This window comes from Arthrobacter sp. MYb23, from assembly GCF_002979775.1.
Taxonomy (GTDB): Bacteria; Actinomycetota; Actinomycetes; order Actinomycetales; family Micrococcaceae; genus Arthrobacter.
Genome location: NZ_PCPR01000027.1, coordinates 43,255 through 66,701 on the forward strand (window position 1 = coordinate 43,255; position 23,447 = coordinate 66,701).

The 23,447-nt window shown below is 61.4% G+C and carries 19 protein-coding genes and 1 pseudogene; 13 read left to right on the forward strand and 7 right to left on the reverse strand.

Annotation, left to right across the window (positions count from 1 at the left end; all coding sequences use genetic code 11):
* Window positions 1–45: 45 nt before the first annotated feature.
* Complete coding sequence (locus tag CQ020_RS20720) at window positions 46–324, reverse strand: hypothetical protein (protein WP_105568094.1); 279 nt, start codon at window positions 322–324, stop codon at window positions 46–48.
* A 434-nt stretch (window positions 325–758) separates the two neighbouring features.
* On the opposite strand from CQ020_RS20720, the gene CQ020_RS20725 reads away from it, so the two are divergent.
* Complete coding sequence (locus CQ020_RS20725) at window positions 759–1,262, forward strand: hypothetical protein (protein WP_146116676.1); 504 nt, start codon at window positions 759–761, stop codon at window positions 1,260–1,262.
* A 1,202-nt stretch (window positions 1,263–2,464) separates the two neighbouring features.
* Here CQ020_RS20725 and CQ020_RS20730 read toward each other — a convergent pair.
* Window positions 2,465–4,051, reverse strand: coding sequence for a molybdopterin-dependent oxidoreductase (locus CQ020_RS20730; RefSeq protein WP_258142131.1), 1,587 nt, complete (start codon window positions 4,049–4,051; stop codon window positions 2,465–2,467).
* An 89-nt stretch (window positions 4,052–4,140) separates the two neighbouring features.
* On the opposite strand from CQ020_RS20730, the gene CQ020_RS20735 reads away from it, so the two are divergent.
* The 4 genes from CQ020_RS20735 (at window position 4,141) to CQ020_RS20750 (ending at window position 9,800) form a co-directional block, all read left to right on the forward strand.
* Complete coding sequence (locus CQ020_RS20735) at window positions 4,141–4,845, forward strand: hypothetical protein (protein WP_105693741.1); 705 nt, start codon at window positions 4,141–4,143, stop codon at window positions 4,843–4,845.
* Window positions 4,846–4,911: 66 nt separating this feature from the next.
* Entirely contained in the window at window positions 4,912–6,423 is a 1,512-nt protein-coding gene (locus CQ020_RS20740) for an aldehyde dehydrogenase family protein (protein WP_105693743.1), read from the forward strand.
* Window positions 6,424–8,076 (forward strand): GMC family oxidoreductase, encoded by a 1,653-nt coding sequence (locus tag CQ020_RS20745; RefSeq protein WP_105693744.1) that lies wholly within the window; start codon window positions 6,424–6,426, stop codon window positions 8,074–8,076.
* A gap of 146 nt (window positions 8,077–8,222) precedes the next feature.
* Entirely contained in the window at window positions 8,223–9,800 is a 1,578-nt protein-coding gene (locus tag CQ020_RS20750; RefSeq protein ID WP_105693746.1) for an APC family permease, read from the forward strand.
* Between the two features lie 77 nt (window positions 9,801–9,877).
* Here CQ020_RS20750 and CQ020_RS20755 read toward each other — a convergent pair whose 3' ends face one another.
* Window positions 9,878–11,095 carry an acyl-CoA dehydrogenase family protein gene (locus CQ020_RS20755; protein ID WP_105693747.1) on the reverse strand — a complete coding sequence of 406 codons (1,218 nt, stop codon included), beginning with the start codon at window positions 11,093–11,095 and terminating at the stop codon, window positions 9,878–9,880.
* 133 nt (window positions 11,096–11,228) lie between these two features.
* Between CQ020_RS20755 and CQ020_RS20760 the strand changes: the two genes are divergently transcribed.
* Window positions 11,229–12,947, forward strand: a complete 1,719-nt coding sequence (locus CQ020_RS20760; protein WP_105693749.1) for an AMP-binding protein — start codon at window positions 11,229–11,231, stop codon at window positions 12,945–12,947.
* A gap of 42 nt (window positions 12,948–12,989) precedes the next feature.
* Complete coding sequence (locus tag CQ020_RS20765; RefSeq protein WP_105693751.1) at window positions 12,990–13,496, forward strand: MarR family winged helix-turn-helix transcriptional regulator; 507 nt, start codon at window positions 12,990–12,992, stop codon at window positions 13,494–13,496.
* A 21-nt stretch (window positions 13,497–13,517) separates the two neighbouring features.
* On the opposite strand, the gene CQ020_RS20770 is transcribed toward CQ020_RS20765, so the two are convergent.
* Window positions 13,518–14,252, reverse strand: a complete 735-nt coding sequence (locus tag CQ020_RS20770) for an SDR family NAD(P)-dependent oxidoreductase (RefSeq protein ID WP_105693753.1) — start codon at window positions 14,250–14,252, stop codon at window positions 13,518–13,520.
* A gap of 22 nt (window positions 14,253–14,274) precedes the next feature.
* Window positions 14,275–15,249 carry an aldo/keto reductase gene (locus tag CQ020_RS20775; protein WP_105693754.1) on the reverse strand — a complete coding sequence of 325 codons (975 nt, stop codon included), beginning with the start codon at window positions 15,247–15,249 and terminating at the stop codon, window positions 14,275–14,277.
* Window positions 15,250–15,362: 113 nt separating this feature from the next.
* On the opposite strand from CQ020_RS20775, the gene CQ020_RS20780 reads away from it, so the two are divergent.
* Window positions 15,363–16,559, forward strand: coding sequence for an MFS transporter (locus CQ020_RS20780; protein WP_105693756.1), 1,197 nt, complete (start codon window positions 15,363–15,365; stop codon window positions 16,557–16,559).
* Complete coding sequence (locus tag CQ020_RS20785; protein WP_105693758.1) at window positions 16,556–17,059, forward strand: cyclophilin-like fold protein; 504 nt, start codon at window positions 16,556–16,558, stop codon at window positions 17,057–17,059. Before CQ020_RS20780 ends, CQ020_RS20785 begins: the two co-directional genes overlap by 4 nt.
* A gap of 525 nt (window positions 17,060–17,584) precedes the next feature.
* Here CQ020_RS20785 and CQ020_RS20790 read toward each other — a convergent pair.
* Window positions 17,585–17,785, reverse strand: a complete 201-nt coding sequence (locus tag CQ020_RS20790; protein WP_105693761.1) for a hypothetical protein — start codon at window positions 17,783–17,785, stop codon at window positions 17,585–17,587.
* Between the two features lie 124 nt (window positions 17,786–17,909).
* Between CQ020_RS20790 and CQ020_RS20795 the strand changes: the two are divergent.
* A pseudogene (locus CQ020_RS20795) lies at window positions 17,910–18,137 on the forward strand (aldehyde dehydrogenase family protein); the annotation flags it as partial.
* 85 nt (window positions 18,138–18,222) lie between these two features.
* Here CQ020_RS20795 and CQ020_RS20800 read toward each other — a convergent pair.
* Complete coding sequence (locus CQ020_RS20800) at window positions 18,223–19,752, reverse strand: PucR family transcriptional regulator (protein ID WP_105693764.1); 1,530 nt, start codon at window positions 19,750–19,752, stop codon at window positions 18,223–18,225.
* 141 nt (window positions 19,753–19,893) lie between these two features.
* On the opposite strand from CQ020_RS20800, the gene CQ020_RS20805 reads away from it, so the two are divergent.
* The 3 genes from CQ020_RS20805 to CQ020_RS20815 all read left to right on the forward strand — a co-directional run.
* A complete protein-coding gene (locus CQ020_RS20805; protein WP_258142132.1) occupies window positions 19,894–21,201 on the forward strand; it encodes an aspartate aminotransferase family protein in 1,308 nt (435 codons plus the stop codon).
* A 503-nt stretch (window positions 21,202–21,704) separates the two neighbouring features.
* Window positions 21,705–22,814 (forward strand): BMP family protein, encoded by a 1,110-nt coding sequence (locus CQ020_RS20810; protein WP_105693770.1) that lies wholly within the window; start codon window positions 21,705–21,707, stop codon window positions 22,812–22,814.
* Between the two features lie 115 nt (window positions 22,815–22,929).
* The coding region (locus CQ020_RS20815; protein ID WP_146116675.1) for an ATP-binding cassette domain-containing protein at window positions 22,930–23,447 on the forward strand (518 nt) is incomplete at its 3' end.

Genomic DNA, 23,447 nt, shown 5'->3' on the forward strand with positions numbered 1-23,447 from the left:
TAGGAGAGGGCAACCAGAGCAGCAACAGTCCGCAGCTCGCGGCTTTCAAAGGGCCCTGTTCGCGCGAGCATCCCTCACAACTATCGAACCCATCGTGAGAATGACTTCCAAGAGCATCATTCCGAGCCAGGTCAGGATGGCAATGATTGCGAACACGAACCCGAAAACTCCGGATGAAAGAAGCATCCCTGCGGCAAGCACAGGAAGGCAGCCGAACAGGACCCAGCGGGTGTAGCGGGCAGCAGGACTGCCGGCGATGACCAAGCCCGCGTGACCAAGCCAAAGGACCAGGGTTATCGCGGGTATAAGCAGGAAAATGGTCATTTCACCCTCCACACGGTGTCGCTCATCTGGTGCAGCTGCCCTGTGTCCCCCAAGGTCAGCACTTCAGCCTAGCCTGCCATTCTGCAGTACCAGGGCGAACCACGATGACTTTGCGGAGCCGACGTCAAAGGTGTCCTCCCGTATACGCTGCCCGAAAAATTGCTCGGTGAAGGTGAAGGCCCGATACGCTCCACACGAATCCGTCTCGAAACCCTTGGGATACGAGACGTCTCACTGGCTCGGTCCCATGGGATCCTGCGGAGAGCCAAGGATTCTGTCCATGAGAGCCCTATCATGAGTGTGAAGGGCGACGACGCAGACAAGTGATGGACGCGAAAGGGTGGCCGAAAATTCCACCCGTTCATGCGCGAGCTGATTGCTTGTCCTCGGACCGAGGGTGAAGGCGCAGTACTTGGGTTGTTCCTTTTAGCACCATGGACGGAGACAACTGGATGACCCTGCCGCTACGTAAGCGCAGCCGGCCAGCAGTCATGGCGTGCATGGCTGTCCTGGTGCTTGCCGGATGCACCCCCACCATGCCTGAGGTCCAACGGGGTGAACTGGTTGGTACTTGGATCTATTCTGCTGCCGCAAGCACCGTGAGAGCGGATGTTTCGGAGGCCGAGATCCAGCTCAACGAGGACAACACCGCTACAGTCTCAGACTTTCCCTTAAGTCAATTTAATGACGATGAGCTTGCAGAATCCCCGTTCACGTCAACAGGTACCTGGGAATTCCAGCCGAAGCTGCGTGATGTGACCAAATTTGAAAATCAGTCCGGTATTGAATTGGTGCTAAACCAGCCGGACTCTCCTAATGGGTTCAAGGTGGCCAGGCGCTTGGCCATCGAGAAGAAAGAGGGAGAAGTAAAACTAGTCATTTACATTGGATACCCGGACTTGCCGAATAAGAGTTATGCACTAACTAAAAGCGGCTGAGTCAGCACTACCACTTGTGGGTCCAGGTTCGGGCTGCACATGTGTGCAGCCCACAGCGCCGAACGTCCTGAAGCATCCACGGGCCAAGTTCGTCTGCTCGCAAGTCGGTCCTTCAGCGGGCGCGGGGGTAGGCCTTTGCGCCGTGGCAGAATTCCGTTCATGAGTATGGGTTACTACCTCTTGGGCTTGCGACAGTACCCGGTGGAATCTGACGTACCTTTGACAAGCGGTTCTGCAACATGGTGAAAAGTAATCCAGCGGGCTGGTGGAGAGCCGGGAAGTTGTCAACGAGACTGTTATGGCTTGGCGCCTTTCTTGGCGCAGCAGGGGCCTTGGCCTTCAATCTCAATTAAATAATCGGTCACATCAGCCCGGCCACTCTGATGTGGGGTATCGCAAACCTCATCATCTTTGAGATACCAGCAGGAGTGCTGCTGGGCCTCGTGGTGGCACTTGTCGTCCTAATGGCACGAACCGTGGGTCCTGGTACGGCACCAAAAATTCTCTTCGTTGGAGTGACAGGCATCCTCGCATGGCTGTGTGCCAGCGTCGTAGTTTCGGGTGTACTGCATGATGTACCCGTACCCGGCAGCGCCGGTCTCATTAGTTGGATAGCCGGGATTCTGACCGGCTGCGCCTTCGCCGTAATTACCTATCGCCACCCTGCAAGTGGCTCTAATCGGGCAGTTTCCCCTGATCACCCGTGATGACCACTCACGCTAGGTGTGCCTGTAAAGGTAGTTGCAAACGGTGGCCGTCATTCCGACTGGGTCTGTCCCGGTGAGGGATCGGCTAACGGGCGCCGCTTCTAGGGTTTGGTGAGCGGTGTAAGCGCAGAGTCGTACTTCTCGAAACTCGCTTAGTTCTGCTTCGTCAGCACATAGTGCCGATCCAGAATGTCTGGGAATCCCACGTAGAAAAGAAGCACGGGCGCCTCGTTGGTATAGCGCTCAATAACGAGACGTACGAGCTGCTTGCTCCCTGCTGGGGAGCCGGGTGCCGGAATGCGAAGCTGCACCCCCGATTGGTTCCCATATCGAGCCTCCCCCTCTGGGAGTTCCGAAAGAAACTCCCTGGACTGGGTGTTGCTTCGATCAACAGAATCCGGGGTGCCCTAAACGCTACACAGTTTCCCGTCCCACTTCCTTCAGTGCGGAACACCGTCGGTGGGAGGCCCCGATCGAAAGAACAGGGCTGAGCAGCTACTCCACCGTCACCGCCACCGACTGCCAGCCCGAGGCACCGTCGGGTACGGGGTCGGCGCGCTTGTCTGTCTGGACTTCACCGGTGCTGTCGGTGGCGCGGGCCTTGACGTAGTGCATGCCTGGAGTGGCATCCCATTCGTAGGACCACTGGCGCCACGTGATGGTGGATGCTTCGGTGGAAAGTGTTGCTTCCACCCAGTCGCCGTCGTCGATCTGTACTTCCACCTTGGTGATTCCGCGGGTCTGCGCCCATGCGGTGCCGCCCACGGCCACCTTCCCCGCCTTCAACTTCGCGAAGGACCCGGGCACATCCACGCGTGCCATGGTCTTGATGGGGCCGCGCTCTGACCAGCCGCGTTCCGTCCAGTAAGCCTTGCTGTCCGCGAAGCGGGTGACTTCCAGGTCCACCACCCATTTGGTGGCGGAGACGAAGCCGTACAGGCCCGGAACCACCATCCGCACGGGGTATCCGTGCTCTACGGGAAGCGGCTCATCGTTCATGCCGATGGCCAGCATGGCATCGCGGTCATCCTGCAGGACCTCCAGTGGTGTTGAGGCACTGAAGCCGTCAATGGATGTTGAGAGCACCATGTCCGCGCCATCTTTCGGTTTGGCCATGGCCAGGACTTCGCGGATGGGCATTCCCAGCCATTTGGCGTTTCCGGCGAGCTTTCCGCCCACCGGGTTGGAGACGCAGGTGAGGGTGACGTGCGATTCGATCAGGTCGGCGTCGAGCAGGTCCTGGAAGGTGAGGGTTACTTCCTTCTCAACCATTCCGTGCACCCGCAGTACCCAGTCCTTGACGTTGATTTCCGGGACACTCAGGGCGGTATCAATGCGGTAGAACTCGTTGTTCGGCGTCAGCCAGGGGAAGACTCCCGCAACCGGGGACTGAACGCCGGCTGGAACAGGGGGCGCAGCCTTCAAAGGCGACGGCAGCGTGAGGGCGTCGCGGGCCTGAGCTATGTTGTTGCGTGCGGCTCCGAGAAGGCGCCCACCGGTGGCCGCGATTCCGGCAGCTACCGCGGTGATACCGGCAGCAGCGAAGAAACGACGGCGGCTGGTGCCGGCGCCTCCGACCTGCCGGTCGGCGTCGGCTGCTACGTCAGCGGGGGTTTCCGGCCACGCCTTCATCCGCCACAGCGGCACCATGAGACGGCGCAGGACGATCAGACCGGCGATGGTCCCCAGCACTGAGGGGATGGCGTCTGCGGGCCCCACACCGGCCCGAGTCAGAACGGCTGCCACAATCACCGCGCCCATGAAGAGCACACCCAGGACGCCAAGTGCCCACTTCTTGTAGGCCACAACGCCCAGAACGCAGGCCAGAACGGCGATAGTGACGCCCATACCCACGAACAGCGCCGCTTTGTCGTTGGTGCCGAACGTGGCGATCGCAAAGTCCTTCATCCACGGCGGCGTGAAGTCGATGAACGTGGATCCCAGTGCGAACACCGGGGTTGCCCTCGCCGTGAAGAATGCGCCGATCAGCTCGGCGACGGCCAGCACGACGGCGGCCGACACCACGCCTGCCAGCGCTGCCATGGTTTCGGGGCCTTTGGTCCGGAGTCCGAGCTTTTTCATGTGAGGAGTTCGTAGCGGGCGGGACCGGGGATGGGTGCAGCTGGATGGTAGATTAATCCAAACGATAGACATAATCTTTAGGAGCCCTCATGGAGACCTCATTCCGCAGGCCGTTGATTGCGGCCACCACGTCCATTCTTGTCATCACAGCCCTAGGTGGCTGCGCCACCGGCGCCACAGCCCCTGCCGAGAATCCCAGCACGGCCGCTACAAGCTCCACCCCCTCACCTCAGGCTGAGTCAACCGCCGGAACTGCCAGCGCCGAGGGAAAGCTCGACCCCGCCACTGAATCTCTCACGTGGGAGAACGGCAACAGAATCCTGGGTGATGAAAGTGGTGGACACACCCCTGACATTGCCAGCTCTTTGACGGATCCCAACGCCGGATGGCAGGCCGACTACAGCCGCATGGCAACGGACGGGATGATGACCTTCAGCTCGGATACCACACAATGCAAGGTCCGAACCATCCAGGTGCGCAACCAGCCCTCCGAGTTGGTGGCCGGTGACGACCACGCCTCAACTTTGAAGGTCCTCGCCATCCTCATCCCCGGCAAGCCGGACCTCGCCGCTAATGTCAAGGAAACCACCCTGGGCTACGGCATGGCCGGTAATCGCGGAGTGGACATGTTGTCCCTCACCTACACATCGGGCGACTCCTACGGGTACACCGCGGTGAGGACCTTCAGCAAGCCAGCAGTCACAGTGAAGGTAGAGGCGCTATGCCCTAATGTTCAGACGCTCAAAACCACCATCGCGGAGATGCGCGACAACATCAGTATTAACGCACGCTAAAGCTCTTTGAACATTTGTTCATAATTTTCCTTGAACAGATGTTCAAAGTGCATTAGCCTGCTTCGTATGACCCAAGCCACATTTTCCGATTCCGCCTCCACACTTTTCATCAACGGCGCGTGGGAACCGGCCGCTTCCGGCGCGGTGCGCGAGATCCGCAACCCGGCCGACGGCGAACTGGTCGCCACCGTCTCCGAAGCCGGCCGCGAGGACGCCGAGCGAGCCATTTCCGCAGCCCGCGCAGCCTTCGATTCGGGCGTCTGGGCCTCGGTCCCCGCTCCGGAGCGCGGCGCCTTCCTCCTCAAGGTGGCCGCGGAACTTCGCGAACGCCGGGAAAAATTCGCCCGCGCCGAATCCCTGGACACCGGCAAGCGCATCGTCGAAAGCCGCATCGACATTGACGACATCGCCGCCTGCTTCGAATACTTCGGAAGGCTCGCCGGGCAGTCGGCGGGCCGAGTGGTGGACGCCGGGGACCCCGCCGTCGTGAGCAAAATCGTCTACGAGCCCGTGGGCGTCTGCGGCCTGATCACGCCGTGGAACTACCCGCTGCTGCAGGCTGCGTGGAAGATCGCGCCCGCGCTGGCCGCTGGCTGCACCTTCGTCCTGAAGCCCGCCGAGCTAACCCCTTCCACCGCGATCCTTGCCATGCAGCTGCTGCAGGACCTGGGCCTGCCGGACGGCGTCGCCAACTTGGTAACGGGCCCCGGCGCTCAAGCGGGCGCACCACTTTCTGAGCACCCCGACATTGACTTGGTTTCCTTCACCGGCGGCCTGGAAACCGGCAAACGCATTGCCGCAGCCGCAGCCAGCACCGTGAAAAAGGTGGCGCTGGAGCTCGGCGGCAAGAACCCCAACGTCGTGTTTGCCGACGCTGACTTTGATGCCGCCGTCGACAACGCCTTGAACGGCGCCTTTGTGCACTCCGGGCAGGTCTGCTCCGCAGGTGCGCGGCTGGTGGTCGAGGAATCCATCGCCGAGCGCTTCGTGGACGAACTGGTCCGCAAGGCTCAGGGCATCCGCATCGGAGGCCCGTTCGATGAGTCCGCCGAAACCGGACCGCTGATTTCCGCTGCCCACCGCGAGAAGGTGGACGCTTACGTTCAGCGCGGCGTGGCCGAAGGCGCGCGGCTGCGGTGTGGAGGTGCGGCCCCTGAGGGCGAAACGTTCGACGCCGGGTTCTACTACCAGCCCACCGTCCTGGATCGCGTGACCCGCGGAATGTCGGTAGTCATCGACGAAGCGTTTGGCCCGGTAGTAACAGTGGAAACTTTCCGCACGGAAGACGAAGCCGTAGCCACCGCCAACGACACCATCTACGGACTGGCGGGCGCGGTCTGGACCCAGGATGCCGGCAAGGCCCAGCGGGTCGCGGGCCGTTTGCGCCACGGCACGGTGTGGATCAACGACTACCACCCCTACCTTCCGCAGGCCGAGTGGGGCGGCTTCGGCCAGTCCGGAGTCGGCCGCGAACTCGGCCCCACCGGACTGGGTGAATACCAGGAAGCCAAGCACATCTACCAGAACACCAGCCCGCAGGTGACCGGCTGGTTCGCAGACCACGGCAAGGAGAAATAGATGCACGTTGACAACATCGAGAACCTCAGCGAGCGCGGGTTCGATTACGTCGTCATTGGCGGAGGATCTGCCGGAGCTGCCGTCGCCGCCCGGCTGAGCGAGGACCCTGCAGTCACCGTTGCTTTGGTGGAAGCCGGCCCGGATGACCGCAATCTGCCCGAGATCCTGCAATTGGACCGCTGGATGGAATTGCTGGAATCGGGGTACGACTGGGACTACCCGGTGGAACCGCAGGAAAACGGCAACTCGTTCATGCGCCATGCCCGCGCCAAGGTCATGGGTGGTTGCTCCAGCCACAACTCCTGTATCGCGTTTTGGGCTCCCCGCGAAGACCTGGACGAGTGGGAGTCAAAGTACGGCGCCACCGGCTGGAATGCTGGTGCCGCCTGGCCTTTGTACCAACGTCTGGAAACCAACGAGGACGCCGGACCGGACGCTCTCCACCATGGCCACGACGGCCCGGTGCATTTGATGAACGTTCCCCCGAACGATCCCGCCGGCGTCGCGCTCCTTGACGCCTGTGAGCAGAGTGGCATTCCCCGGGCGAAGTTCAACGACGGCACCACAGTGATCAACGGTGCCAACTTCTTCCAGATCAACCGTCGCTCGGACGGCACGCGTTCTTCCAGTTCGGTCTCTTACATCCACCCCATCGTGGACCGCGAGAACTTCACGCTGCTGACCGGCTTGCGGGCCCGCCAACTGCTGTTCGACGCGGACAAGCGCTGCACCGGCGTCGACGTCGTGGACTCGGCCTTCGGCCGGACGCACAGGCTGAACGCGCATCGCGAGGTCATCCTGTCTACCGGCGCAATCGACTCCCCCAAGCTGCTCATGCTGTCCGGCATCGGCCCGGCCGCTCACTTGGACCAGCATGGCATTGAGGTGCTGGTGGATTCCCCCGGCGTCGGCGAGCACCTGCAGGACCACCCGGAAGGCGTGGTGCAGTTTGAGGCCAAGCAGCCCATGGTTCAGACCTCCACCCAGTGGTGGGAAATCGGCATCTTCACTCCCACCGAGGAGGGTCTGGACCGGCCGGACCTGATGATGCATTACGGCTCCGTCCCCTTCGACATGAACACCCTGCGCTACGGTTACCCCACCACGGAGAACGGCTTCAGCCTCACTCCGAACGTCACGCACGCCCGTTCCCGCGGGACCGTCCGGTTGCGTAGCCGGGACTTCCGCGACAAGCCCATGGTGGACCCCCGGTACTTCACCGATCCGGAGGGGCACGATATGCGCGTCATGGTGGCTGGTATCCGCAAAGCCCGGGAAATCGCGGGGCAGCCGGCCATGGCCGAGTGGGCCGGACGGGAGCTCTCCCCCGGCATCGAGGCACAGAGCGACGAAGAGTTGCAGGACTACATCCGCAAAACACATAACACCGTTTACCACCCCGTTGGCACGGTCCGCATGGGAGCGATGGATGACGAGATGTCGCCCCTGGATCCCGAATTGCGGGTCAAGGGCGTTACCGGATTGCGCGTGGCAGATGCCTCCGTCATGCCGGAACACGTCACGGTGAACCCCAACATCACCGTGATGATGATCGGCGAGCGCTGTGCGGACCTCATCAAAGCCGAGCTCAGTGCCAGCCGAACGGAGGAAACCACGACGACGGAGGCAGACTTCCGCTTCTCCCACGCCTGACCAGGCACCCTGCTTTTAGACCCACGCAACAAAACGATGGGGGAAACAGCCGGAGGCACACCGTGGTGCCCGGCTTTTGATATCGACTGCGACCAATGGCGGCCGCGGACTATCACCATTCATGCATGTCTGAATTAGGAGTTCGAATGTCAGAACCCAGCAAAACAGGACCCTGCAAGAGCGATGCAAGCGGTATGGACGAGTTTGGCTACGCCCAAACCCTTGACCGCAGCATCGGCAAGTTTGCCAGCTTCGCCGCCGGCGTCAGCTATATCTCTATCCTCACCGGCGTTTTTCAACTGTTTTACTTCGGATTTTCGACGGCGGGACCCGCCTACGCGTGGTCGTGGCCCATCGTTTTCGTCGGCCAGCTCATGGTGGCCCTGTGTTTTGCGGAACTCGCCGGCCGCTACCCTGTGGCCGGTTCGGTCTACAACTGGGCCAAGAGGCTCTCCACCGGAACCTGGGCTTGGTTGGCGGGCTGGTTGCTGCTGCTCTCCTCCATCATGGCTTTGGGTTCTGTTGCCCTGGCCCTCCAAATCACCCTGCCGCAGATCTGGAGCGGCTTCCAACTGGTGGGCGACGGAACGGGCCCTTACGACTTTGCCGTCAACGGGGTCCTCCTGGCCAGCATCATGATCGGCATTTCCACGGTCATCAACGCGTTCGGCGTGAAACTCATGACCATGATCAACAGCGTGGGCGTGTTCGTGGAACTGGTGGCTGCTGTCCTGCTGATTGCGGCGCTCATTTGGCACTCCGTGCGCGGCCCTGAAGTGCTCCTGGATACTGCAGGTTTCGGTGAAGAACATCCACTGGGCTTCTTTGGCGTGTTCCTTATTGCCGCCATGGCTTCGGGCTACGTCATGTACGGATTCGATACCGCCAGTTCCTTGGGCGAAGAAACCAAGGACCCGAAGAAGACGGCTCCCCGGGCAATCCTGCGCGCCGTCACGGCATCCTTCCTCCTGGGAGGGCTGCTCCTGCTTGGCGGAATCCTGGCCGCACCCGATCTTTCCGATCCCAAGCTCGGAGCCGCTGATGGCGGGTTGCAGTACATCGTGCTTTCGGTGCTGGGTGGCCCCTTCGGCAAGGCCTTCCTGGCGTGCATTGTGGTAGCTGTTGTGGTCTGCACCCTGGCTGTCCATGCAGCAGCCATCCGGATGATGTTTGCCATGGCCAGGGATAACAACCTTCCCTTCAGCCGTCAGCTCAGCAGAGTGCATCCCACCCGCAAAACCCCCACGGTGGCAGCAATCGTCATCGGCGTCGTGGCTGTTATTCCGCTGATCGTCAACATCTCCCAGCCGGCCATCTTCACCATTCTCTCCAGCATCAGCATCGTCCTGATCTACCTGTCCTACCTGCTGGTGACCGTGCCTTTGCTGCGGCAGAGGTTCCTGAAGAAGTGGCCCCTTAAAGACGACGACACAGAACCGGGATTCAGCCTCGGCAAATGGGGTCTCCCCGTCAACATCCTGGCTGTGCTGTGGGGCGGTGCCATGACGCTGAACCTGGTGTGGCCGCGGCCGGAGATTTACAACTCAGTGCCGCCCTTCGAGTGGTACCTGCAATGGGGCGGCGTCCTCTTTGTGGCGGCAGTAGTCATTGGCGGAACGCTCCTCTACCGCCTCCGCATCAGGCACCACACCGGGGTCCTGGCTGAGCACGCCGCCCTGGTCACGCCCGAGGAGTCCCCCGAGGTGGTGACTCAAAACTCTTAGCCTTGTTTCCCCGTTGCCTAGGAGCGTCCCTTCGCCTGCATCCAAGCAGCGAAGGGACGCTCCTTACATGTCAGGTCTCAGACGAATGCAGACTTCCCCGTCACCGCGCGGGCCACGATCATGGAGTTGATCTCGTAACTGCCCTCGTAGGTGTAGAGGATTTCGGCGTCTCCAAAGAGTTTGGCCATCTCGTAGTCCGTGGTGATGCCGTTCCCGCCCAACAAAGACCGGCCCATGGCAACGGACGAGCGGGCGAGCCGGGTAGTGGTGGCCTTGCACATGGCGGCCTGCACCATTTCGAGCTTCCCGGCCTGCTGGATCCGGGCGAGCTCCACCATCATTGACAGCGAAGCGTTGGCATTGCCCAGAATGTCCGCCAATTGCTGCTGGACGAGTTGGAAGCGTGCCAGTTCCTTGCCGAATTGTTTGCGCTCCAGTGCATAGGAACGGGCAATATCGAACGCGGCCAGTTGAATTCCTGCAGCCTGCCATCCCACCCAGGCCCGGGAATCGCGCAGGAGTTCGTTGGCGCGGGAGAACTCCGTGGCACCCGGCAGGAGGTTCTCCAATGGAATTCGCACCTCATCCAACACGATGTCCGCATTTTGCATAATGCGCAGGCCGATTTTGTTGGCGATCTTGGTGGCCGAGTAACCGGGGCGGTCCGTCTCCACGATGAAGCCCTTGATGTGCCCGTCGGATTCGTCCCGGGCCCAGACCAACGCGAAGTCGGCAATGGTCCCGGCCCCGATCCAACGCTTGGCGCCGTTGATGACCCATTCGCCGCCGTCGCGCCGCGCCGTCGTCGAGAGTCCTCCGGCGATGTCCGAGCCGTGGTCCGGTTCGGTGAGAGCGAAGGCTCCCAGCTGGGAAAAAGCCTCCAGCCCGGGCAGCCACTTGCGCTTTTGCTCAGGGGAACCAAGCTCGTCAATCATGCCGACAATGAGCTCGTTGTGGATCCCCACCAGCGCCGATAGCGACACATCCGCGCGGGCCACCTCGGTGTACATGAGGCCCTTGAACAGCTTTGAGGAACCGTCGGTTTGAAGCCCGCCCAGCCCGAACTTGGCCATGTCCGCCAGCAGCCCGAACGGGAACTCCTCCCGGTTCCAGTAGTCGATGCTCGCAGCCCGGATCCGTGTCTGCAGGAACTCCCTGATCTCCAGGTACCGGGCGCGTTCCTCCGGAGGGAGCAGGTCAATGACGTGCATCAAGTCCGCCTCCGGGTAAGGAGGCAGTACGCGTGTCGATGCCGCACCGCTGGTAACGGTGCCGGCAGCTTTTTCGTCGAGCATTAGACCCCTTCGTCATGTCCCGCATAGGCTCTTCCAAACCCTTGGATGTCCTAGTATATTGCAAGGTGATGTGGATCACTAGGCGGGATGCTTCGGCGAAGGTGCCAGGGAACCCGAAAGCGAAAGGCGGACTATGACAGTCACAGACGACTTCCGTGCGGCCCGGGACAGGCTGCTGGAACTGCGCGAAGACTACAAACTAGCCCATGCCGAGTTCCAGTGGCCACGCTTTGAGGAATTCAACTTCGCCCTCGACTGGTTCGACCAAATCGCGGCGGACGAGACCAGGGGCAACAAGCCAGCACTGGTGATCGTGGAACAGGACGGCAGCTCCACGCGCCGCACGTTCATGGACCTCTCCCAGCGCTCCTCCCAACTCGCCAACTGGCTCCGGGAGCAAGGAGTCAAGCGTGGCGACCACATGATCATCATGCTCGGCAACCAGATTGAGCTGTGGGAGCTCATGCTGGCCGGCATCAAACTGGGCATCGTCATGATCCCCACCACCACCCTCATGGGCGCCCGCGATCTTCAGGACCGGGTGGAGCGCGGCGGTGCCACCTGGGTGGCGGTCGGAAGCGCCAACATCGGCAAGTTTGCCGACGTCGAGGGCGGTTACACGCTGATCGAGGTTGGATCCGAGGGAACCACCTCACGGGCAAAACAGTATGCGGATTCGTACGACGCCGGGACGGACTTTACGCCCGACGCCCCCACTCGCGCCGACGAGACGCTGCTCCTCTACTTCACCTCCGGCACCACTTCCCGCGCCAAACTGGTGGAGCACACCCATACGTCCTACCCGGTGGGCCACCTGTCCACCATGTATTGGATTGGCCTGGAACCAGGCGACGTCCACCTGAACGTCGCCTCCCCCGGCTGGGCAAAGCACGCTTGGTCCAACGTCTTCACGCCGTGGATCGCCGAGGCCACCGTCTTCATCTACAACTACGAACGCTTCGACGCGGCCGCGCTCATGAACCAGATGGGCCGCGAGGGCGTCACGAGTTTCTGCGCTCCCCCAACGGTCTGGCGCATGCTCATCCAAGCCGACCTCACCCAGCTCACCCGCCCTCCACTGAAGGTGGTCTCTGCCGGCGAACCACTCAACGCCGAGGTCATCGGCCAAGTGGAAAAGGCCTGGGGTGTCACCATCCGCGACGGTTTCGGCCAGACGGAATCCACGGTGCAGATCGCCAACACACCTGCCCAAGCGGTGAAGATCGGCTCCATGGGCCGGCCGCTTCCCGGATACGACGTGGTCCTGGTGGACCCGCTCACCGGGCAAGAAGGCGACGACGGCGAGCTCTGCTTGCGCTTGGACCCCCGGCCCGTAGGGCTCATGAAGAGCTACTTCGGAGACGAAACCAAGACAGCCGAAGCTTTCCGCGAAGGCTACTATCACACGGGCGACATGGCCAGCCGGGACTCCACCGGTGTCATTACGTACGTGGGCCGGGATGACGATGTCTTCAAGTCCTCCGACTACCGGTTGTCGCCTTTCGAACTCGAAAGCGTCCTGATCGAACACCCCGCGGTGGCGGAAGCCGCCGTCGTGCCTTCGCCTGATGCCGTAAAACTGTCCGTACCCAAAGCGTTCGTTGTGTTGGCCGCGGGCTATGAAGCCGGGCCGGCGGTTGCCGAGGACATTCTGAAGTATTGCCGCGAGCACTTGGCGCCGTTCAAGCGCATCCGCCGGCTGGAATTCGGCGAGCTGCCCAAGACGATTTCCGGCAAAATCAGGCGCGTGGAGCTGCGCGGGACGGAAGTAGCCAGGCACGGTGACGGTCCGCTGCCCACCGGTTTGGGCGTGGAGTACACAGAGGAAGAGTTCCCGAATCTGAAAGACTAGCCACCCGATACACCAAGCTATTCCGGCAACCGAAGGAGGCCCATGGGCACCCCCCTCCCCCGCGATCCCATCGCCGACGCCCAGCGCAACTGGGAACGGCATGGCTGGGGCGACGTCGCCGCGCCCATGGCTGCCATCACTGCGATCATGCGCACGCAACAGATTTTGCTCGCGCGCATCGAAACGGTGCTCAAACCGTTTGGTCTGACCTTCGCACGCTACGAACTGCTGGCATTGCTGAGTTTCGCCCGCAGCGGCGCGCTGCCCATGAACAAAGCCAGCGCGCTCCTGCAGGTCCACCCCACCTCAGTGACCAACGCCGTCGACCGCTTGGAAAAGGCCGCCCTGGTAGCGCGTTCCCCGCACCCAACAGACGGGCGCACCACCCTGATCGAGCTCACCGCCGAGGGCAGAACCCTCGCCAAGAAGGCGACGGCGGCACTCAACGCGGAGGTCTTCGGCAAGTCCGGCTTCGGGCCCGACGACGTCGATCACCTCATCCGCGTCTTGGGCACCTTCCGCAGGGACGCCGGGGATTTCGAGGACTGAGCCGCCGCTGGAGCAGCACTGTCAGGGCAGCGCGATGCCGGTGTGGTGTTCGAGCTTCTGAAGGAGCACGTCCTGGAACCCGGGATCGGACGCGGCCTTGTGGGCCTTTTGGACCTGGCGGTGGTACCAATAGCCGCCGGATCGCGGCTTGATGCCGTTCGGCTCGGCTGTGGCGAGCCATTCCTGAGTCCGGTGACCCTCCACTAGGCTGTCCGGAGCTCCCGAGCCGCCCATCCGCGTCGGCACCCATCCAGGGTCCACAGCATGCGCCTTCATCTGCGGGTATCTGGCGGAGAACGCCATGGCCAGTGCAGTCACGTAGAGCTTGCTGTCCTCATAAGCCCTTCCGTTGTTCTTTGCGCCGCTGAATTCGATGGTGGTGGGGTCCGCCGAACCGGACTGGTGCATGGAACTGCTGAGGAAAATCGCACGCTTCACCGGCGCCATCAGTGCGGTCAAAACATACGGGGCCACCACGTTAACGGCGAGTACCTCTGAGCCGCGTAGGACGCCCGCGTTGTGGATGACGGCATCGAAGCTGCCAAGATCGTTCGCCTGTTTCGCAAGATGAACCGTCTCGTCCAAGCTGCCAAGGTCCCCAAACAGCACGTTGTCCACCCGCTCATGCACATCCTTCCGGGACAGGCGCTCCGGGTTGCGGGCATGGAGCACCACATCGTGGCCTGCTTCTGCGAGCGCGTTCACGGTTTCAAGGCCGAGTCCGGACGAAGCTCCGGTGACGAGAATGAGAGACATGTTTCTACCTTCGCCTCGGGGGTTACCAGGAGTAAGCTTGCGGAGCTTCGCCCGGCCCCGGCCAGATTCGGTCGATTTTTTCCACAGTCGCGTCATCCAACTCCACTGACACTGCGCCGAGATCCTCCAGGAGCTCTCCAGCAGTACGGGGTCCCACAATTGCGGCGGAGACCACTGGGTTCCGCAGCAGCCAGGCGATGGCAACTTCCGCTGGTTTCGCGCCAATGTCCCGGCAAAGATCTTCGTACGCTTGAAGTTGGCCACGCCGGGATTCGAGGTCGGGGTGGACCGGACCGCTGCCCTTTGTTGAGGCGTCGAGTGCTCCCGCCAGCAGGCCCGCACTCAGCGGGCTGTAAGGGAGAAGGCCAATACCCAGGGAACGGAGGGCAGGAATGACTTCCATCTCCACCGCCCGTTGGACGAGGTTGTAGTGGCTCTGCTCTGAGCTCAAGCCCATGAAGTGCCGGGCCGAGGCCGCTGACTGGGCCAGGGCGATGTCCCACCCGGCAAAGTTGCTGCTCCCGACGTAACTGATCTTGCCCTCGCGGACCAGTTGCTCCATGGCCTGCCAGATCTCCTCCCACGGAGTACTCCGGTCAACGTGGTGCATCTGGTAGAGGTCAAGGTGATCGGTTTGCAAGCGTCGAAGGCTCGCTTCGCAGGCACGGCGGATGTGATAAGCCGAGAGTCCTCGATCGTTGGGACCCACCTCCATGGGCTGGTAGACCTTGGTGGCCAAGACAATGCGGTCACGTTGGCCGGTTCGCTGGAGCCACCGTCCAATGATCTCTTCCGAGATCCCATAACCCTTGGCCATATCCGGTGTTTGCACGCCTCCGTAAACATCTGCGGTGTCAAAGAAGTTGATTCCGGCGTCAATGGCCGTGTCCATGATGGAGCAGCTTGTCTGTTCGTCAGCGGTGTACCCAAAGTTCATGGTGCCGAGGCCGATCCGGCTGACCTTCAGCCCGGATCTGCCCAGGTGCCCGTACGTCATGGTCTGAGTCATGCTCTTCACCCTAGAGGCGCGATGAACAGCGAGGGAGTCCCTCGGAGGACCTCCCTCAAGCGGGACTCCCTAACACTCTGAGATCCTGATGTTCTGGAGTCATGACCGCAACCCTTTCCACCATCAAGACCCGGCGTTTGCCACTGGTGACGTACGTTCTGGCAGCAGGTGTGTTCCTCATGGGAACCACCGAGTTCATTGTGGCGGGGATTCTGCCTGAGATTGCGGGCGATCTTGAGGTGTCCGTGGCAAGTGCCGGCCTCATGATCACGATCTTTGCCCTGGGCATGATCGTCGGCACTCCCACGATGTCCATCCTGACGCTCAAGCTGCCGCGTCGCCTGACGCTCAGCCTCGCACTGGTGGTCTTTGCTGTTGGTCACGTCGTCGTGGCGCTCACTTCTGATTTCACCCTCATTCTTGGTGCCCGTTTCCTCACGGCTTTGGCGACGGGCGCTTTCTGGGCGGTAGCCGCCGTCGTGGGTGCTAAAGCAGCAGGTGCAGCTTCAGCGTCCCGGGCGTTGGGCGTCGTGTTGGGCGGTGGCATGCTCGCCAACGTTGTTGGTGTCCCGCTGGGTGCCTTCGCGGGCCAGGTGATTGGTTGGCGTGGCCCTTTCTGGGCTCTGGCGGTTCTGGCGCTGGCGGCTGCTGTTGTGGTGTACCGGTTGGTTCCGGCCGGGCCGGAATCCGGGCCCACTCCGTCCGTGCGCGCTGAGCTTGCCAGCATGCGCGATACGAGGGTTTGGCTTGTCCTGGCCGGCTGTGCGATCGTGTGCGGATCATCCTTGGCTGCCTACAGCTTCATCTCACCGCTACTCACTGAGAACACTGGATTGGCCGCTTCCGTGGTGCCGCTGGTTCTGGTGGCGTACGGCGTGGGAGCTTTCATTGGCTCCAACCTGGGAGGTCATTTCGGGGCGCACCGCCCCTATCCTGCACTGTTCATCTCGGCGGCTATGACCTTCCTGGTGCTGGGCGCTCTTTCCCTCTTCTCCCACTACGCCGTGGTGACAGTGGTTCTGGTCTTCCTGCTGGGACTCTTCGGCATGGCCACCAACCCGATTCTGATCGGCAAAGCCGTTGGTTATGCGGGGGACGCGCCCGCCTTGGCCTCGGCTCTCAGCACCTCAGCGTTCAACCTCGGCACGGCTGTGGGATCGTGGATAGCCGGTTACGCCTTGGAGTCCGCACTTGGCGCCACAGGTCCCGTGCTGGTGGGGGCAGGCATCGCCGCGCTCTATTTCGTGCCGCTCACACTCCTGATGCTCAAAGATCGGAAAGAAGGTGCTTTGGCATGAAGCGCCTCACCGCCGGAATTCTGCTGGTCGGCCTGACGCTGGCCATGCCACTGGTCAGTTGCAGTGACGGCTCCCGCCCCACCGAAAGATCCAGCCCCGCCGCTAGTCCCACCACCAGCCCCATCGCTGGCAGCGGAGTAGGCACTGTGGTCCGCTTCAGCACCGGCTCAGCATCCCTCGACGTCACCATTGCTGAGGACAATCCCGCCACCAGGGACTTCCTGAGCATGCTGCCACTCACCCTCACCATGGAAGAGTTCGCCGGCCGGGAGAAGATCGCGGACCTGCCCAGGACCCTCCACCATGAAGGGTCTCCCGGGTCCGACCCCGAGGACGGCGACTTGATCTACTTCGTCCCCTGGGGAAACCTCGGTTTCTACTACGACGCCTCCGGCATCGGATTCTCGGACCAGACCATCCATGTGGGCCGCTACAACGCAACCCGGGAAGAGCTTGCGCAGTTCGAGGGCCAGGACGTCCGGGTAGAAGTCAGCCGCTGACAGCGGCAGCGACACCCACGGCGCCGGCGCGGACGCGACTTACCTCGAGTAGGACCATCACCACGGAGAAGGGCCGTCAGGTTTCACTTGCACACAGCCCAGGAAGAAGCCGTGAAGGGGTAGCTGAGCAACAGAAGGCCATGCAGCTCCTCGTATATTTCGCCGTGCCGAAGATGTCCGTAGGTAGGCAGCGAAACTCGGACCGGAATTAGAGCGCCACCAAGTGCCCGTAGAGTGTCTCGCCAACCTCGAGCTGGCCACACACCGCCGAAGGGGTACAGCGCGCTTCAACACGACATAGTCTCCGTTATCGGCGCCAAGCCCGCGGGAGTAGAAGTGGATGCGAAAACTCCCGCCGTTGGACGTCCGGCGCTATTCAGATGGCTAACCGGCCGGATTGCGATGGAGCCGTGTGTAGTTCCATGCAGGAGCAAGCAACGCGAGGGTGATTTGAATGCGTCCGAGGATGGACGAGGGCTCGCCGGGGGTATCGGCCGCCAATCGCTTGGGTCCGCCAACTAGGAACTACGCGCTTCGTTGCGTCTGTAGCCAAAGGACGGGCGCACCTCCGAAGGTCGGCATGACGTTTCCCTCGCTGATATACCGGACGGCGGAAGCAATCGCGTCCGGCGACCACCAGCCGCTGTTCGGGCAGTGCTCACCCGTACGTACGGCAATTGATGCTGTCCGGCAGACATGCGGGTAGGCGGCTTGGCGTCGTTTCATTCTCTCCTCCTATAGGAGTTTCCAGTTGACAGACACCGTATTACCGGCGCCAGCGTTGAGGGACCTATCCATATGTCGATACGCCACTTCGCCAAGCACCAAATGTATCCACTGAGCACTGGGTGCCCGCCGCTTCCAGACCGAGGTTGAGGTGGGGATGGTGGGCATCAACGTGCCCATTCCCGTGCCGGTGGCTTACTACTCCTTTGGCGGGTTCAAGGACTCCATCTTCGGCAGCTCCAAAGCGTACGGCTTGCAGGGCTTCCAGTTCTTTACCCGCGAAAAAGCCATCACCTCACGCTGGCTCGACCCCAGCCGCGGCGGCATCAACCTGGGCTTCCCGCAGAGCTAAGCTCACACGTCCAAATTTCAGGTGCTGCTACCTGACAGTCGGGCCTCCGTGCGAACTGCGGGGAGGCCTTGGCTGTCGTTCGCCGCTAGTGCGCATCCAGAAACTCGACGGCGGCGAACAGCTCCAGCTTGTCACGCAGACTTTCGAGGTTGAGCCCCAAGATTGCGCCGGCAGCGTCGACCCGGTTCCGTAGGGTGTGCCGATGAATGCCCAGTTCGCGGGCGGTCTTGTCCCAAACACAGTTGTTCCGAAGCCAAACCGAGACGGTGGGCACAAGCTGCGTCTGCTCCGATTCGTCGTGCTTGACGAGGGGCTCGATGAGCCGTATTGCCACGGACTCTGCTTCGTCCCGCTGCAGTAAACCCAACATGCCGCCTTGGGATATCTCGTCGAATGCCACGAGCGGTCGGGACAACTCAATAGCCCGCTGAAGGGATCGTTCTCCTTCCTTGAGGGCTTGGGCCAGATTGGCGAAGGTCGCCTCTCTGGAGACCCCAGCGGTAGCTCCGTACCTTTCCAGGAGGGCAGCCACTTTGCCCTGGAGGTTTGATCCCGCAAGGACAACCACGTTCTCGTTTCGCTGGGTATAGAAGACTGCCCCGCGATGATCATCCGACAAGAGTTCGAGAGCTTCGAACAGGTTCTGCCCTTGACCCGGATGTTGTGCCACCGTCGCCACCAGCGGCTCTGCAGGAAGCCTTCCCCACACCTGGTGGGCGGTCCTTTCGGCAACATCTGCGCTTCCTGCCAGCAACTGTTCGAAAACCCCCGCCCGGAGGTGGCGCCGTGCGGTATCCAGAGTGCGCGTTTGCTCTAGCGCCAGGCTGGCCAACGCAATGACGCTGTTGATGATGTCCGTGCGAGCCGGATCCAGGGGTTCAATCGCGCCGAGGACCAATACGCCGCGCAGGTAATGTCTGCGCCCCAGAGTCTGCACGGTGACTTGTTCGCTGGCGACCGTCAGCTGGGATACCGACCGCGATCCTTGATCCAATGCCTTGGTGACAGCGTCTTGCACTCCCGGCATCAACGCTGCGGGCACAGGACGATTGTTGGGCATCAGGATCTGGTTCCCAGCTGCGTCGAACAACGCCACCCAGCCATGGAGCTGACGTTCAAGTTCAGCCAGAATCGATCGGAGCCCGTCGGGCCTGAGGGCGGCCCTTGCGATGGCGCGCTGCGCCTGAAGGGACCACTCTGCCCGTGCATGCTGTTCCCGGGCGAGCCAGTCGGCCACGAATCGGATGATTGCGATGAATGGAGTCCTGTCTGGCACTTCCAGCAGGGGCAGTTCCTGCTGTCGGCATGCTTCCTCTAACCCTTGGGGCAGAACCCCGTGGATTACCTGGGTGGCGAATCCCAGCCCACTGATCCCGTGGTTGACAAGCCTCCTAACGTAGGCGTCATATTCTGCCGACCCGGACTCCTTGACGGCGAATTGTGTTCCGTCGGTAAGCAGCAGCTGACCGCGATCAAGGAAGGGGGTGGGGTCCTTGAGGTCCGAACTGTGGACCCATGAAACCTGCGTCGCCACTGCATCGACGTTCGGTTCTGGGACAACAAGTCTAAGGTTCAGTGCTTTGTTTTGCAGCAGCATAATAATGGTCGGTGGCACTCACATCACCTTTGCCAGAGATTCGTTCTCCATGGGGAAAATTATACAAATGTCCAAGGACGCGCCCCGTCTGCGGGCGGACTATGAAGGGATATCTGTCACATCTCGAGAGGAACCCTTATAGCCCCTAGCCAGCCCGTCGTGGCCACACCCGTCAACAACTCCGACGTGGTCGCTCTCGACCGCGCGAACGTCTTTCATTCCTGGGCAGCGCAAGGCGCCCTGAACCCCTTGGCTATCGCCGGTGGGGCTGGAAGCACTGTCTGGCACCACGAGGGCAGGACGTACCTGGATTTCTCCAGCCAGCCGGTCAACACCAATATCGGCCATCAGCACCCGCGCCTGATCGAGGCCATTAAACAGCAACTGGACACGCTCACCACGGTTGCACCCTCGCATGCCAACCACACCCGCGCCCTGGCGGCCCGGAAGGTCCTGTCCCACGCGCCGTCGAATATGGACAAGGTGTTCTTCACCAACGGCGGCGCTGACGCCAACGAGAACGCCATCCGCATGGCCCGCCTGCACACCGGGCGGGACAAAGTCATCTCCCGTTACCGCTCGTACCACGGCAACACCGGTGCAGCCATCGTGGCCACCGGTGACTGGCGCCGCATCCCCAACGAATACTCCCGCGGACACGTCCACGTCTTTGGGCCGTACCTTTATCGCTCCGAGTTCTGGGCCGAAACCCCGGAACAGGAAGCGGAGCGCGCCTTGCAGCACCTGCGCCGGACTAACGAACTGAAAGGGCCGCAGTCCGTCGCTGCAGTGCTCCTCGAAACCGTTCCCGGCACGGCCGGCATCCTGCTTCCGCCGCCCGGCTACCTGGAAGGCGTCCGTGCACTCTGCGATCAGCACGGAATCGTCCTGATCCTGGACGAGGTCATGGCCGGCTTCGGACGCACCGGCGACTGGTTCGCCCTGGACGCCTTCAACGTCAGGCCCGATCTCATCACCTTCGCCAAAGGAGTCAACTCGGGCTACGTGCCGGTGGGTGGCGTCATCATCTCCGAAGAAATCTCGGCCACCTTCGACGAAAGGGGCTTCCCCGGAGGCCTCACTTACTCTGGCCACCCACTTGCCGCTGCCTCCATCGTGGCCTCGATTGAGGCGTTCGAAGAAGAGAACATCATCGGGAACGCCGCACGCATCGGCGCCGACCATTTGGAGCCCGGCCTGAAGGCCCTTGCTGCCAAGCACGGTGTCATCGGTGAAGTGCGCGGACGCGGCGTGTTCTGGGCCCTCGAACTCGTCGAAGACCGCCAGAACAGGAGGCCCGTCAGTGCAGCGTTAATGGGCAGACTCAAAGCGGAACTGCTCCACCGCGGACTGTTGCCGTTCATCGCCGATAACCGCGTGCATGTCGTCCCGCCGGCAGTGGTGACCCCTGGTGAGATAGGCCTTGCACTGGCGATCTACGACGATGCGCTTTCAAACACAAACTGATGCAGGAACCAAGGACAGCGCCCGCGCGGTTGTCCACTTGAAGCTAGCTCGACCTTTCTCCAAATGAGAGCATTTCCCCGGGTAGTGTGCAAGGTCTGGCGCACGACCCCGGGAGTACTCTCGAACTCCGCAGAGCGGGACTGCATCGATGCCTCTCCTTGGGCCAGCGGCACGTTCCTGCGAACCTTCAAAGTCTCGCCATACTGACGGTGCGCCCTACCCGGCTTCGGACGCTTCCATCGATCACTTATTAATAGCCTTGGTCTATCTATTATGTCAAAATTGATTCTTGCTGGCATATCCTTAATGCGGCAAGCTGGGTGAGTCAAGTCACACCGATTGTTCAATATGTGTTCGCCACCCGTTCTTTGACTCTGACTCGTCATTGCGGCAATAGCAGAACCTTGTGGCATTCATGCCTTCTCGGATCAGTTCTGTGGATCCTCAAGAGCTTCAACTCAACTTCCGTAACCGCAACAAATCCTGTTTCCATTGGAGGAAAAATGAAGAAACCACTGCGTGACGTACCAAGTCGCGGTTCGCTGGGTGGTGTCGCCGCTGTCAGTGTCGTAGCGGCGCTCGTGCTCGCAGGATGCGGATCGGCACCTGCTACAACCTCCGGCACAGCCGCGGCAAGCGACTACACCGGCTGCATCGTCTCCGATACCAGCGGATTCGACGACCAGTCCTTTAACCAGTCTTCTTTCGAGGGCCTCCAGAAAGCCGAGAAAGACCTCGGCTTCATCCTGAAGTCGGCCGAATCGAAAGCCAACAGCGACTATGAGACAAATCTCAACGGCATGCTTTCGGCGGGTTGCAACCTGACCGTGACGGTGGGCTTCCTCTTGGGCGATGCAACCAAGGCCGCTGCCGAAAAGAACCCCGACAAGCACTTCGCCATCGTCGACTACTCGTACGAAACCCCGATCGCCAACGTCAAACCCATCGTTTACAACACCGCTGAGGCTGCATACTTGGCTGGCTATGCAGCCGCTGCCTCTTCGAAGTCAGGCAAGGTAGGCACCTTCGGCGGCATCAAGATCCCTCCAGTGACCCTCTTCATGGACGGCTTCTACGACGGCGTCCAGGCCTACAACAAGGCCAAGAACAAGTCCGTCCAGGTTGTCGGCTGGGACAAGAACACCCAGGACGGATCCTTCACGGGCGACTTCGAAAAGCAGGACACCGGCAAGCAGGTCACCATCAACCTGCTGGACCAGGGCGCGGACATCATCATGCCCGTAGCCGGACCGGTAGGGAAGGGTGCGGGCGCTGCACTCAAGGAAGCCAAGGCCGCAGGCAAGGACGTCAAGCTCATCTGGGTTGACTCCGATGGCTACCTCACCGCACCCGAGTACAAAGACTTGATGTTCACTTCTGTCATGAAGCAGATGGGACAGGCCGTAGCATCGGTTGCTTCCGACGACAAGGGCGGCAAGTTCAGCAACGAAGCCTACGTCGGAACCCTTAAAAATGACGGCGTTGCAATCGCACCGTTCCACGACTTTGATTCAGCGGTCCCTGCTGAGACCAAGTCCGAACTCAATGCCCTGAAGGCTGACATCATCTCCGGCAAGCTGGTCGTCTCATCGCAAGCAAGTCCCAAGAAGTAAGCAGCCAGACGGTGCAGGTCCCGTCGCACAGACATACCGGCAGGACCTGCACCAAACCCAAAGTCTGGCAGCCAGCAAATCAGACGTCCTTCGGGGCGCAAAGAACGGTGGAGTTGTGAAACTCGAATTGAAGGGGATCTCGAAAGCCTTCGGGAGCTTCTACGCCAACCAAGACATCGACCTCGTGGTCGAATCCGGCCAGATCCATTGCCTCCTCGGCGAAAATGGTGCCGGAAAATCAACCCTTATGAACGTGCTGTACGGGCTGTATGAGCCCACAGCCGGACAAATCCTGGTTGACGACCTGCCCGTGAACTTCCGCGGCCCCGGTGACGCCATGGCAGCGGGCATCGGCATGGTGCACCAGCACTTCATGCTGGTCCCTGTCTTCACCGTCGCGGAAAACGTGGCGCTCGGCGCCGAGCCAACCTCCTTGGGAGGGCTCCTCAGCCTGGACGAAACCCGGAAGAAGATCCGGGAGATTTCGGACAAGTACGGCTTTGACGTGGATCCCGACGCCCTGGTGGAAGACCTCCCCGTGGGCGTCCAACAGCGCGTGGAGATCATCAAAGCGTTGGTGCGCGAAGCTAAAGTCCTCATCCTGGACGAGCCCACAGCCGTGCTGACTCCGCA